The sequence below is a fragment of the Methylomonas sp. EFPC3 genome (assembly GCF_029643245.1).
GTDB lineage: Bacteria > Pseudomonadota > Gammaproteobacteria > Methylococcales > Methylomonadaceae > Methylomonas > Methylomonas koyamae_B.
Genome location: NZ_CP116398.1, coordinates 2,381,592 through 2,394,994, shown reverse-complemented (window position 1 = coordinate 2,394,994; position 13,403 = coordinate 2,381,592). Strand labels below are relative to the sequence as shown.

At 57.7% G+C, this 13,403-nt stretch carries 7 protein-coding genes; 2 read left to right on the top strand and 5 right to left on the bottom strand.

Translation table 11 applies throughout. The features are described 5' to 3' along the window. Positions 1 to 11: 11 nt before the first annotated feature. Complete coding sequence (locus PL263_RS10690) at positions 12 to 2,750, bottom strand: sensor histidine kinase KdpD (protein ID WP_278209421.1); 2,739 nt, start codon at positions 2,748 to 2,750, stop codon at positions 12 to 14. Between the two features lie 219 nt (positions 2,751 to 2,969). Between PL263_RS10690 and PL263_RS10685 the strand changes: the two genes are divergently transcribed. Further along, positions 2,970 to 3,572 (top strand): hypothetical protein, encoded by a 603-nt coding sequence (locus PL263_RS10685; RefSeq protein ID WP_278209420.1) that lies wholly within the window; start codon positions 2,970 to 2,972, stop codon positions 3,570 to 3,572. Positions 3,573 to 3,715: 143 nt separating this feature from the next. Here PL263_RS10685 and PL263_RS10680 read toward each other — a convergent pair whose 3' ends face one another. From PL263_RS10680 to PL263_RS10665, 4 genes are all read right to left on the bottom strand, one after another. Beyond that, positions 3,716 to 5,125 (bottom strand): DUF1302 family protein, encoded by a 1,410-nt coding sequence (locus tag PL263_RS10680; protein ID WP_278209419.1) that lies wholly within the window; start codon positions 5,123 to 5,125, stop codon positions 3,716 to 3,718. Positions 5,126 to 5,135: 10 nt separating this feature from the next. Continuing rightward, complete coding sequence (locus PL263_RS10675; RefSeq protein ID WP_278209418.1) at positions 5,136 to 6,038, bottom strand: outer membrane lipoprotein-sorting protein; 903 nt, start codon at positions 6,036 to 6,038, stop codon at positions 5,136 to 5,138. 9 nt (positions 6,039 to 6,047) lie between these two features. Further along, a complete protein-coding gene (locus tag PL263_RS10670) occupies positions 6,048 to 8,765 on the bottom strand; it encodes an MMPL family transporter (protein ID WP_278209417.1) in 2,718 nt (905 codons plus the stop codon). A 335-nt stretch (positions 8,766 to 9,100) separates the two neighbouring features. After that, the gene (locus PL263_RS10665; protein ID WP_278209416.1) at positions 9,101 to 11,491 is read right to left on the bottom strand and encodes a penicillin acylase family protein; all 2,391 of its coding nucleotides are present in this window, start codon (positions 11,489 to 11,491) and stop codon (positions 9,101 to 9,103) included. Positions 11,492 to 12,296: 805 nt separating this feature from the next. Between PL263_RS10665 and PL263_RS10660 the strand changes: the two genes are divergently transcribed. Beyond that, on the top strand, positions 12,297 to 13,313 hold the full coding sequence (locus PL263_RS10660; protein WP_278209415.1) for a hypothetical protein: 1,017 nt from the start codon (positions 12,297 to 12,299) through the stop codon (positions 13,311 to 13,313). The last annotated feature ends 90 nt before the right edge of the window (positions 13,314 to 13,403 follow it).

Here is a 13,403-nt window from a genome sequence, read left to right as displayed (position 1 = left end):
TCCGTTGTGCTTTATTCCTCGAGTTCGACTTCGGGTGGGGCTTGATCCAGCGGCAGCTTGAACGCAAATACCGCACCGCCTTCCGGCCGGTTGCGTGCGCTGATGGTGCCGCCGTGGATTTCGACGATCGCGCGGCAGATCGCCAGGCCCAGGCCGACGCCGCTTTGCGCCGTCTCCTGGCGGCCTTGGTAGAACTTTTCGAACAGGCGTTCTTCCAGACCGCGCGGGATGCCGGGGCCGCGGTCGGCGACGGCGATTTCGACGGAACTGTCGCCAAATTCGGCCGAAATATCCAGCGCGCCGCCCGCCGGGGTATAGCGTACGGCGTTTTCCAGCAGATTGATCAAGACCTGTTCGATCATCACCGAATCGACCAGCACCAATGGTATACCCGGCGGCAGCTTGACCGTGACCGGCCGGCCGGCCAGTTGAGCTTGTAACTGGTTCAGTGCGGTACCGACGATTTCCTCCAGCGGGTACCATTGCTTGTTCAACTCCAGCACGCCGGCTTCGAGCTTGGCCATGTCCAGGATGTTGTTGACCAGATTCGCCATCCGTTCGGCTTCGTCGACAATGCCCTGGCCGAGTTCGACGATGTCCTGCGGTGCCAGTTTTTGCTCGTTGTGGGCGATGGTGCTGGCCGAGCCGATGATGGTCGCCAGCGGGGTGCGCAAATCGTGGGAAATTGCGCTGAGCAGCGAGTTGCGCAGGCGCTCCGCTTCCATTTGCATCTGAGTGGAGCGGGCCCGTTCCGAAAAGCGGATGCGGCCGATGGCTTGGCCGATCTGGCGTAAAAAGGTTTCCAGCAGTTTTTGCTGTTCCGGCAAAAACACCCGGCGCAGATTGACCGGCAACAAGGCTAGCACGCCCAATACCTGGTCGTCGGCGTGGATTGGGAAGTAGACGACGGAGGCGCCGGGCAGGGTATCGGTGCCTTGTCCGGCGATTTCGTTGTGGTCCAATACCCATTGGGCCACGCTCAAATCGGCGCCGAGCAGCGATTCGGCGATGGCTTTTTGGGTCGGAAACGCCATGCGGCCGTTGGCGTTCGGAAACAGAATCACGTTGCGGCTGCTGAATTCGGCATACAAATGTTTTACCGCGACCCGCACTACGTCGGTTTCGGTCTGGCTGCTACCCAACTCCCGGCTCATCGAATACAAAGCCGCGGCCCGGCGTTCGCGGTGCGCGGCCACTTTGGCTTGCGAACGCACGTTCGCGGTCAGGTTACTAATGACGATGCCGACCGCCAGCATCGCCGACAGCGTAATCAGGTACTGGCTGTCGGCCACCGAAAAACTGTAGTACGGCTGCACGAACAGCAGGTCGAAGCAGCCGACGCCGAGCACCGAGGCCAGCACCGAAGGGCCGCGGCCGAATCGGCTGGCGACGAAAATCACGCCCAACAGATACACCATCACCAGATTGGCGGGTTCCAGGCGGCCCAGCAGCAGATAGCCGGCCGCGGTGACCAGTCCGGTGACGGCAAAGGCCGATAGGTAGCCTAAGTAGCGGCGTTTGGTTTTGGCCGGGATGCGTTGGCGTAGGCCGGGCAGGGGGCTTTTGCCGAACAGCGCCAGTTCCGGCGCGGCTGCGCCGCGTTCCCGCGTTTGCGGGCTGCCGAGCAGATACAGGTTGATATTATGGGCCCGGCTGACCAGGGTATCGACCACCGATCCGAACAACCAGCGCCGCCAGCCGCGCCGGCTGGGTTTGCCGATCACGATTTTGCCGATGTTGCGTTGCCGGGAAAAACGGATCAAGGCTTCGCTCATATCCGGCGAACTCAGGGTCACGGTTTCCGCGCCGAGTTGTTCCGCCAGACGCAGAATGCGTAGCACGCCGTCGCGCTTTTCGGCCGGCAAGCGCTGCAACTGCGGGGTTTCGACGTAGGCCACGATCCATTCCGCGCGCAGGCTGGTCGCCAGACGCTTGCCGGCGCGGACCAGGCGCTCGGCCAATGGGTTCGGGCCGATGCAGACCAGAATCCGTTCGCTGACCTGCCAGACTTCGCGGATGGCGTGGTCTTGCCGGTAATCCAGCATTTCGGCGTCGACCCGGCTGGCCGTCTGGCGCAAGGCCAATTCCCGCAGCGCGATCAGATTGCCTTTGCGAAAGAAATGGTTGATCGCTTCCTGGGCCTGTTGCGGCAGGTAAACCTTGCCTTCCTTGAGCCGGTTCAGTAGTTCGTCCGGCGGCAGATCGACCAACTCGACTTCGTCGGCGTCCTCGAACACGGTATCCGGCACCGTTTCCCAGACCCGGATGCCGGAGATCTGGCCGATATCGTCGTTCAAGCTCTCCAGGTGTTGCACGTTCAGCGCGGTATAGACGTCGATGCCGGCTTCGAGCAGTTCGTGGATGTCCTGCCAGCGTTTCGGATGGCGGGAGCCGGGCGCGTTGGAATGGGCCAATTCGTCGACCAGCATGATCGCCGGCCGCCGCTTCAACGCGGCATCCAGATCGAATTCGTGCAGCACGGCGCCTTTGTAGTCGATCCGGCGTAGCGGCAAGGTTTCCAACCCAGCCAGCAGCGCCTGGGTTTCTTTACGGCCATGGGTTTCGACGATGCCGACCACGACGTCAAGATTGTCGGCACGGCGTTCCCGGGCCGCCAGCAACATCGCAAAGGTCTTGCCGACGCCGGCCGCGGCGCCGAAGAAAATCTTCAACCGGCCGCGCCTGGCCTTGGCCTGGTCGCGTGCAAACCGGGCTAGCAGGACATCTGGGTCGGGGCGGGGTTGTTCCATAGCGGTTCCGAAAAGCGGTGCGGATGGTTCGGGCAGGCTCAGTTTACGGACGGATCGATAAAAATGCCGTAAAGATTTGGTGTGTCGCTAGGGGGCGGGCCCAGCGGCCAGTAAGATTTGCGCCTGTCATTTTTGTCATGGCCCCTAAGTACCATGTTAAGGACCTGCTACAAAATTTAAGATTTGAGCACCTCTTCAATAATTTATAGGAAATAAACCATGACGAAAGTTAAAAAAGTTCTGAAAGCGGGTTTAGCGGTTGGTTTGTTGGTCGCGTCCGGTGCAAGTTCGGCCAGCGTATGGGCGCCGACGGATAACGATGCGCAGTTTGCCAATCCCTTTGCCCTGCTATTCAACATCCCAACCGGAGAAAAGTTCGGTATCTTCGAAGATACCGCGTCGTTGAGCAGCACATTAGGGAATGCGGCGATTACCCCGGTATTGAGTTTCACCGACGCCGCGACAGTGCTGTTTACCCAAAACGGCAGTAATGTCGACATCAAAACCGATAGCTCGAACGGCACCTTACTCGGTTCCAGCAATTTTCAATTAGGCTGGTGGTCGCCGGCTGGTTGGGTCACCGAGCATTCCAGCAGCATGCTGAATTTGCTAGGTAAAACCTCTTGGAGTCTGGCTTTCGTCGATCCGACTCACCAAGGTGCCGGTAACGAACACCGCTTGTTTGCGTTCGACATTCAAGCTTCCCAAGCCACCTCAGACGGCGGCGCCCCGGTGCCGCTACCCGCATCGGTTTGGTTCATGACCAGTGCGCTACTCGGCTTTTTGGCTAAAGGCCGTCGCAAATCCAGCGTTTTTGCCTAATGTCGTTAGGCCTTTGCAACCCGCCGTCGGGTGCAAAGGCCGTTTCCTGCCAAATCATTGTCGGCAGGGCGACCGTCACCGGCTACAGTCCGGTAAACCCTCGCCAAAATCCAAGGTGTCAGTAAGCCCCGGCCCGGGCAACTCTATAGCGAGAAACTGATACTAAATCCCACCCTGACGTCCTGATCCAGAATCGGCAACGCACTCCGCTTATTCGCAAAGGTAGCGATCACCGTTCCCATTACCGACCAGTGGTCGTCGATAGCATAAGTCAGCATTGCGCTGCTCAGCGCTTGACCGGCATTCAGCGTGCCTTGGTTGAAGGAAGTGAAGTTCAGGGTATCGTTCAAAAAACGGCAGTTGTAGCGTATCAGCCAGGTGCCGAAGATATCGCCGTTGGCGGTGCGTTCGCCGGGAGCCAAGCCGCTGTCGTGGGCCAGAAACGAGCGCGCCAGCACCGAAGCGTTGATGCTTTGGTCGTTGGTCAGTGCGTAATCGAAGCCGAAGGATGCGCCGATTTGGTCTTTTCGCACCGTCGAGGTATGCGGGATCGGCGCCAAAATGGTGGTGTCCTCGAGCAGGCCGACGCTGTAGGCTAGATCCAGCTTCAACAATAATTTGCCGATGGCCCGGTTGGCGCTGGCGCCGAGCAGCCAGTAACCGTTGTCCTTGGCCTGAATATGGCCGGAAAGTCTGACTGGCGTCAGGTAATGCAGTTGGTTTTCATACAGATACGCCGCCATCAGCGAAACATCGCTATGTTCGACCGACCACTGCATCCGCGCCCCGGCCTCGACCCGGTGGCGGTCCGACTCGGGGGCGTCGATCGGAAACAAGGGGGCCACGTAAGCCGGACTGCCTTTGCGCGGCAGCGGGTTGAATTGCGGATTCAGATTGACGAACATCGCCCAACGCCTGGCGTCGGCGAAATGCTCCCACACCGCGAACCATTGGTTGATACGGGCGTCTTCGACTTCTATCGTGCTCAGGTCGCGGTATTCCAGCACGTTCAAGGTGTCCAGCACCGAATTGCCTTCGGCCTCGCCCCAGACCAAGGTCTGCCGGCCCAGTTTGAAGGTGTGGCTGCCGAAGGTCTTGCTCAGGTATAGCTCGTTCAGCCGCATTTCGAGGTTGTCCAGGCGTTGCTCCATTTCGATGGACTGGCTGCTCAAGCCTTCGAAGTCGTAATCCGACGGCCAATACAATTTGGCTTGGCCGCTGCCCTGCAGATTCCAACCTGGCGCGAACGGATTCTGGTATTTGATTAACAGGCCGAGCCGGTTGTCTTCCACAGTCGCTTGTTTCAACGCGCCGGAATCGGTTTTGTGCGTGTGGACCTGCGCGTAAACCAGTTGGGTGAATTTGAAGGTGAATTTGTCCCAAAATTCGGAACCGGCATCTGCTGCCGCTAGGACCGCGTTATCGTCGAACGCCAGCGAGCCGGTGTCCGGCAAGTCAAGCGTCGGCTCGGCCCGAGCGGCGGTCGTCAACGCCAAGGCGAGGGCCAGCCAGCGCAATGCCAGGTTCCGGCCTATCGTCTGGGCGGACGGCAACGGATCACCGTTAATTCACTTGAGCCCGTAGTTGTGCCAAGGTGGTTTCCCGGAAGGCCACATCGGTCAAGGTTCGCTGGGTCAGAAAGTCTTCCGGAATGTTGACGCCGCTGTTGATCTCGCTCCGCGCCATATTTGACAGCCGGTTGGTGACCAAATTCATCATGGTTTGCGAACGCGCGGTCCAGACCCCTTTGATTTCCTCGACCTTGGACGTCAGCAAGCGTTTGATTTCCTTGTTTTGCTTGTCGTACAGCTCGACCCGCAACGACACGTAGCGCTCCTTATCGACGTACATCACCCGGCGGCCGTAGCGGGTCTTGCGGGCGCGCTCGGCATTGGGGATGGTTTCGATTTTCCAGACCGGCCGGCCGGCTTCGACGGCTTCGCCCAGGACGTTAATCGTGTAATCGTCCAGTTTGCCGGTTTCGGTGTCCTCGGTGGTGAATTCCGAGCCGAACAGCGAGGCCGGTTCGGAATCCTCGTCGGAATTGCCGCTGGCGATACGCTTGACCTTCCCCAGCGCCGACAAATACAGCCAGGTTTCGTTATCCTTGCCGGTTTCGTCGTAGCTGTAATTCAACATGCCCACGCCTTTTTCGGCGGCCGGCTCCAGCACGATGGTCACCGCCTTGGTGTCTTTTTTGTGCTTGCCGTCGTTGATGCCGACCGCTTCCAGCAGTTTTTCTCGCGGCGTCTCGGCGCAGGTGATTTTGTTGTCCTTGATGCCGTATTGGCAACTGGATAAGCGCGATTTGACGAAGGCCGAGTCGGTGATGCTGCGCTGATAGTCCGACAGCTTTTCCAATATGGCCCGCCCGTCCGGCGCGCCGCCTTCCTCGGCCGCCGCCGGCTGAGCCATGACGGCGCAGATCGTCGCCAGAATCAGCCGATTTGCAAGGGTATTACGCATGCTTGAACCTCATAAATTGACGGTCGTATCGACCTGTTTGAGACCGAATTTCGGTTTGAAGGCCACCAGCAGGGCCGGCAGCAAAAACAGTTCGCACAAGATGCCGACGAAAATCGCCAAACCGCCGAAGATGCCCATCTTTGCGGTGCCGAGGTAGTCGGAAAAACCTTGAATCGAAAAACCCAGGCCCAACACCATGCCGGTGAACAGTATCGACGGGCCAACTTCTTCTATCGTTTCCCGCAAGGCTTCGGCCATCTGCCGGGTCTTGATCAGCGCCTGTCGGTAATGGGTCATGAAATGGATGGTGTCGTCCACCGCCAAGCCGATGATGACCGGCGCCAACAGCAAGGTATCGGTGTCGAGCGGGATGTCCAGCAAGCCCATCAGGCCGTAGGTGAACAAGGCCGGAATCACGTTGGGAATCAAGGACAGCAAACCGGCCTGCACCGAACCCAGCGTCAGGAAGATAATCACGCTGATGACGCCCAGCGCCAACAAAAAGCCGTCGTATTGCGAATGGGCGATGATGGCCTGGGTCCGCATCGCCAGCGGTACCGTGCCGGTCAAAGTCACTTCCAGATTGGGAAACTGGGCTTTCACGTCGCCGAACACTTGTTCGATTTCGCGGTTCACTTCGTCGAAGAAGGCTTGGTACTGCGAAGAGCCGGCGCTATAGACATTGACGCTGATATGCGACTGGCTGTAGTCGTCCGAGACGATGCCGCGCCGGTCGGCCGGATTGACGCTGTTGAACAGGTACAACAATTGCGCCACCATGGGCTGTGAATCCGGGATGCGGTAAAACTCCGGCCGGTCTTCGTTCAGCACCCGGTAAGTGTCCTTGACCAGATTCGCCAGCGAATAGGTGCGGCTGACCTGGTCCGGATATTTTTCGGCGATTTTTTGTTGCAGCAAGTCGATCCGGGTCAGGATTTTCGGATCGAGAATGCCGTCCGCCGTTTTGGTGTCCAGCATGATTTCCATGTTTTGGGTGCCGGCCATTTTGCTGTCGGCGGTCTGATAGACCACGCGGATGCTGCTGCCTTCCCTGGTCAGTTCGGTGACGTTGGAGTCGATGCGCAATTGGCTTTCGCCGTACCAGCAGGCCGCCACCAATACGCCGAACAACAGCAAGGACAGCCGAAATTGCCGCGAGGCCAAGCGCGGCACGGCTGTCAACAAGCGTTTCTGGCCGCGTACCACGCCGTAGGTCAACACCGAAATCAGCGCGATGTAGCCGCCCACGCTCAGGCCCAAGGCCAGCATGACCAAGCTGACGTAGCCGATGCCGCAAACCGTGCGAACCGGCGCGGATAAGGCCAGCCAACGATTTGCGATACGCCGCGTCCAGCCCGGTTTGACCGAGGCGTCGGCCACGCCCGGATGCCAGAAGTCCAACAGGATAGGCAACAGCACCACCGAAAATAAGTAGGCCAGCCCGACGCCCAAGGTGGACATCGCCGCGAACACCCGGATCGGATAAAGCTCGGATGAAATCAGCGAAAAAGTACCGGTCATATTGGTGATGCTGGTAATCAACATCGGCAAGCCGGCGGTGGCGTACGCATCCGAAAGCGCCTGCCGGTGATGGTCGCCATCCTGACGGCGCGCTTGGTAAATGCTGATGACGTGGATGCAATCGGCCATGCAGCAAACGAACACCAACATCACGGTCAGACTGATCATCGTCGATAGACTCTTGCCGGCCCAGGCCACCGCGCCGGTCACCCAGACGATGCTGAACAGCACGATCAACACCGGCCACAGCACCGCGCTGAACGAGCGGAACAACACCCACAGCAGTACCACGTTGATCAGAATCATGCCCAGATTCAAGCCGGCCGATTGTTGCAGCACTTGCTGCACGAATTCCATCAGCGGCGGATAACCGACCGAATAAAATTCGAAGTCGTTGTCGTAGCGTTGGTAGACGGCTTTCAAGGCCTTGACGAAGCGGGCGTAAACAAAGTTATCGACCTTCTCGTACTGGATGGTTTGCACCTCGGCGCTATCGTCGAATTTCAGCGTGTCGGCACCGCCCGCCACATCGCCGAAGCTGTCGTCCAAGGCCACGCCGTCGGCGTTGACCTTGGGCACGTAGTCCTTGACCGGGATGGCGCCGAAATCGGTTTGGATCAACACCGCTGCGTATTGGCTGTCCGGCGAGTAAAACGCCAGCCGATAGTCTTTTTGCGCCAGCGCCTTGGCTTTGATTGCGGCGAATTCGGCCGGACTCTCGGGCAATTGCCGCGGCACCAAGCGGTTGGAATGCAGGGTGTCGCCGTCGGCGCTTTGCACGCGGATATTGCTTAAGGACTGCACCCGGCGAATATGGCGCAGGTCGTCCAAGTTTGCGGTCTGACCGCCGGCATCCTTGACCTGGTCGCCGAGTTCGCGCCAGTTTTCCAAGTCGTCGGTCAAGGTTTGCAACGCGGCCAGAGAACGCCGTGAAAATACATCGCCGTCCTTGGCCCGGTAAACCAAAAACACCGAGTCGTCGCTACCGAACTGGCGGCGAAACTTGTCCAGCGCGACGATGGCCGGGTCACTCCGGTCCAGAAAGCTGTTGGCGGCGGTGTTGATGCTGGTGCGAGTCAGCGCGCCGAATAGCAAAAACAGGGTTAGCGCGAGAGTGGTCAGTAAAATCGCCCACTTAAACCGGATTGCCCTTAGCGGGACACCGGCAAAATATTCGTTCAGGCTGTCGAACCATTTCTCCATCATGACTCCATCGCGGCGGCGTTTCGACCGCGCAGCCGGTTCTTTGAATTAGCAGTTAGCGAGGCGCCGGATAAGGCGCGTTGGCCGCCGGCAATAGCGCGTTAGACCGGCAAGGCTGGAAGCCGCACACGAAACGACTCCGCAGCGCACACCAGAAAAGCAAATACCGAGCCAAAGGGCCGGCGGCAAGGATATTGGCGGTCGCGGGTTCAGTATCCAGCCCGTGAGTTACTAAACTAGGTTATTTAACAGTGGCGTTGTGTGTAATGGCCTATCTGCGGGACTGAGGCGGCCGGACGGCGGAGCGATATGCCCCGCCGAATTGAGTGCAGCCGATCCTACCGATTGCCAACTTGGTAGCGACGCAGTGCCGGATCGGCCTCGATCTCGGCATTGCGGAACAAACAGGGGCGCCAGCCTTTCCTGGAAAACAAGGTCGTCTGATCGGCGTAATGCGGCGATTCCGGGTCCGCAGACTGGGAAAACGCCATCACGGCTTGGGCGGACGGACCTTGCGCCGTCAATTCCACCGCCAGCAAAAACGAGGTGCCGTAATTGACCACGTAGCCTTGATCGGTCAAACCGGTGGCCGGATTCAGCACTTTTCCTCTGGGTGTGGTCGGCAGCAAGCTGTCGTTCGAGCCGCTGTAGGCCGCCATATTCAAAATGCCTTCCTGGCCTTGGCCGCCGTGGATCGGTATTTTGACGGCGTTTTTCGGGCTGAATTGCACATCGCCCAATCTGGCATCCAACTCGATGCCGGCTTGTTTCAACCTTTGCGCGGCCTTGGCCAGGGCCAGCAAAGCGGGGTCCGGAGCGCTTTTCGGCGCTGGGGCCAATCCGCTGGGCGTGGCGAGCGGTTGGGCCGGGTCGAAGGCCTGGGCAAAGATTTGGCGGTTCGCCGCCATCAACGTATCTTCGTGGCCGCCGGCTTCCGGACGGAAGCCGCTCAAAAACTCGCGAAACAGCACCGCGCCGCGGCTGTCCGGGTCGAAGCGTTCGTCCCAGTTAGCCAATACCCGACAAGCCTCGGCCAAATCGACGGTTTTGCCGTCCACTTTAACGGCTTTGGTTTTCCGGCAGCGCTCGACCAAGGCCGATCGGAACAATTGGCCGGCCAAGGCCTGATTGGACAAAGCCGCATCCTTGACCGCTTGCAACGTAAATTTGCCGGTCTGGCCGCTGAGCGTGCGTGCGTTCATCCGGGTGCGCAACGAAGGCGGTTGACGCTCGTCGCCGTACAGTGGGTAAAAGCCTTCCAGCGGCTGCTTGGGGTTGGTCAGCCAGTGGCTGTCATTGGCGTTGAATACGAAGTCGCGCCGGGCCAGTTGCGGGGCGCGCTCGAACGGCACCAACCCCGGTTTGCGGGCGGCAGGATCGTTGACCCATTCATCGCGCGACGTGCTACCGTCCAACAGATAGATGCCGTGAAACGCGAAGAGCGCGGCAACGCCCGGATCGCTTAGCCTGGCTTGCCGCCAGGCCTGTAAAGTTGCCGGCGATAAATGCGGTACCGGCGAGCTGTCGGCGTACCAAGCCTTACCTTCGGCCGACGCGGCGACGGTGTTGGAGAAGGGCACGCTGCCGGCCCAACGCCGGTGGGCGTCGATCAGGCCGTCCATGTTCGCCGCCTTGGCCATATCGAAAAATTGGGCGAGCATCGAGTCGTTGTCGATATTGGCGTCGCGGTAGGTCAATACATGTTGGGCGTTCCAGGCGTAATCGGCCATGCCGCCGGTCAGGGCCGCCGGAATCGACAGGATGGGTCCGTAATGACTGCGCCATAGCTTGCGGGTTTTTGATTCCAGCGTTCCGGTTTTACTCAATACCTCAATCGTATACTCGGCCGGCTCCAATGCTCGCACCTGACCGTCGTAGTAATAACGGGTGGCATCGCCCGGCAGCAGATTCAATTGATATAGCGTGGCCTTGGGCGAGGTGGTTACGGTCAAGGTCCAGGCCACCGCGGCATTGAAGCCCACCAGCGTGTTCGGTACGCCGGGGACGGTGATGCCGTACACATCAAGTTGACCCGGCACCGTGACATGCGATTCCCAAGCCTGCAAGGCACCTTCCCAGGGAAAATGCGGCTGAGCCAGCAACATGCCGTGGCCCGATTCGGTCATGTCGGCGCCGATCGCCCAACCGTTGCTGCCCGGTTTTTCCGCGTCGGCGGCTGGCGCGGCCGGTGCCGTTACCGGCGTGCCGGCGGCTTGCGGCGGTTGGGCGTTACTGATAAAGGGGGTCAGAAACCGGCTGCTCAGAAAGATGCTGAAATCGGTGGCGATCGCCAACAGGTCGGCCGCACTGACTGTCACGTGCTGGCGCGGATCGCGGCAGGCTGCGGGTAGTTTGGCGGTATCGGTAACGGCCAGATACCGATTGATGCCGGCAGCGTGCGCGGTCAACATGCTTTGAATTTCGTTGGGCAGGCCGGGCAAGCGTTTTTCCGCGTCCGCCAGCAGTAGCAAATGCCGGTAGGCAAAGTCGCTTTCGACGTTGGCTTCGTACTCGCCGGGGCCGAAGTAGCGCGCGCGTTCGCCGCGCACCTTGATCACCTGATCCAGCAACACACAAAGCCGGTCTTCCGCCATCGCGTAGCCTTGGCCGAACCAGGCTCCAGCTAAATCTTGAGCCGTAATGTGCGGAACTCCGTAGCGGGTGCGCCGAATAGTCGCCGAATAGCTGATCTCGTCGGCAGCAGCAGAGAGTTTCTCCCGGGTATCCATAGTCGTTAAAACCTCCGATTGACACGGTCCGCTGATGAATATTGCGGAAAAAAAACAAGTGAACAAGCAATGATGTATTAAAGGTTTTTTAGTATGCATAAAACTATAATAAAAATTCGGTCTTAATGTCAGATATCGGTTTTATCGATGGGGTTTTTTTAGAAATATTCGATTATTTACTCTGGTTAAATTTGAAAAAAAGTTTATGAGTTTATGGCAAAACCTATGCTATTAATTTTAATGTATCGGCATGCTGTTTTTTCCGGATGTAAAGCGATTTATATTTCGTAATTATTAAAAAATAAAATAGAGCGTAAACTTAGCCGCCGATAGGGCGGGCAGCACTGAAACTTGGTGTTTCCTGAAGCCGAGATGGTCGGCTTTCACTGGTAAATGTAGCATTTTCAAGGCCAATTATGCTTGGTTTTGCCAAAAATTGGCTGGACGAGGCGAGCTTGTTGCCGCACGAGGCGGCTGGTTCTGGAGCTTTGCAGACGAGCTTGGCGGCTTAATTTGACGGCTAGTATCAAATCGATTTTTTCTTGGCCTGGTGTCCGGTTTTAGGGCATATGACTCAAGTTTTAATAGATTGCGGCATATGCCCTAAAAAATATGCTTTTTTGAGTGATATGAAATAGTTATTTGCCGCGATTTTTTGAGTTATTCGGCGAGAATTTTGGTGCGACAATTTGCCTCATTGAAACTGTGTAAATCTCGGTGGAAACTTCGCGCCGACTCCGATGGAGTCAGCGGGAGTGTTAGAGTTATTTAATCGCTTGGCGGCCAAATTAATAATCGCCAATTTATGTTTGATTTGGAAATTAAAGTTTTCAGTCAAAACAAAGGAGAAAAAATGAACACCAAGAAAATCAAAGCAAGCCTTTTCGCGCTTGGCGCATTATCTACAGCGTTAATGACGGCGGATGCCAATGCGGCGTGCGTAACCGGTAAAACTGCGACCATTACGCTGAATAAAGCCATACTGGCAACGATAGCAGGCGGCGGCAGGCCGGGCGGTGTAACTTTGCCGGTCTCGAATGCCAGTACCGGGCAAGCCCTTTGGGGAGGGGTAGATTATGGCAAACGCTATATCTACCTGAATACGTTTCTGGCGGATAGCGCGTTCAGTTACAGCACCTTGAGTAACACAGTGCCTGTCACGTCCACTGGCGGAACTGGCGTGCTTGCCGGTACAGACACCTATCCAACTCAAACCCTGCCTGTGGTCTGCGCCACATCCGCTACACCTAATTACACAACTACTTTCCAAACCGGCAATATCGTCTCGACCTATAACGCTGGTACAGGTGCGGGAAAGATTGGCTTGGCGGGTGTGTTCAAAGTACGTAGCGCCTTCCAAAACCCCACTTTATCTCTTAGATGGGGAAAGCTATCTCTAGAAAAAGTCTCTGGCAAATGGGTGGTTAAAGATAATTTGGTCGCAGCCATGACAGGCACGCCACAAACGCTGTTTAAATTGACCGAGGCGACGGAAACCCTATCGGGTACCACGGTGACGCTGAAAGGTAATCTGCGTTTCGCCGATGCCGCCGGACCGACAGACTGGGGTAGTTGTATTAAGGGTACGTTTAGCTCTACTTGTAACAATGGCGACCCTGGCGACACCATCGGTACCGGCGCCAACTGGTGGCAAACAAGCACTGCCACCTACAACAACCAAACCATGCTGACCGGAAGCGGTACCTATACGACAGCGACAGCGACCAAAACCGGTACCCCGGCGCTTTACGGCAGCCCTCGTCCAACCGGCAGCGAGTCTCAAGCCCTGGTCGGCACCCTCGAAGTGACCTATACGTACTAATTGCCGATAGCTTCACTGGCGATAGATGTGCGTCCATCGCCTTCGTTTGAAGCCCACCACCAGGGAAAGCTCCGCCTACCCTGGTGATTT

What these genes read in the sequence shown, in the direction of transcription:
- PL263_RS10690 (WP_278209421.1), bottom strand. Translation starts at nt 2,750, where the DNA reads ATGGAACAACCCCGCCCCGACCCAGATGTCCTGCTAGCCCGGTTTGCA.
- PL263_RS10685 (WP_278209420.1), top strand. Translation starts at nt 2,970, where the DNA reads ATGACGAAAGTTAAAAAAGTTCTGAAAGCGGGTTTAGCGGTTGGTTTG.
- PL263_RS10675 (WP_278209418.1), bottom strand. Translation starts at nt 6,038, where the DNA reads ATGCGTAATACCCTTGCAAATCGGCTGATTCTGGCGACGATCTGCGCC.
- PL263_RS10670 (WP_278209417.1), bottom strand. Translation starts at nt 8,765, where the DNA reads ATGATGGAGAAATGGTTCGACAGCCTGAACGAATATTTTGCCGGTGTC.
- PL263_RS10665 (WP_278209416.1), bottom strand. Translation starts at nt 11,491, where the DNA reads ATGGATACCCGGGAGAAACTCTCTGCTGCTGCCGACGAGATCAGCTAT.
- PL263_RS10660 (WP_278209415.1), top strand. Translation starts at nt 12,297, where the DNA reads ATGTTTGATTTGGAAATTAAAGTTTTCAGTCAAAACAAAGGAGAAAAA.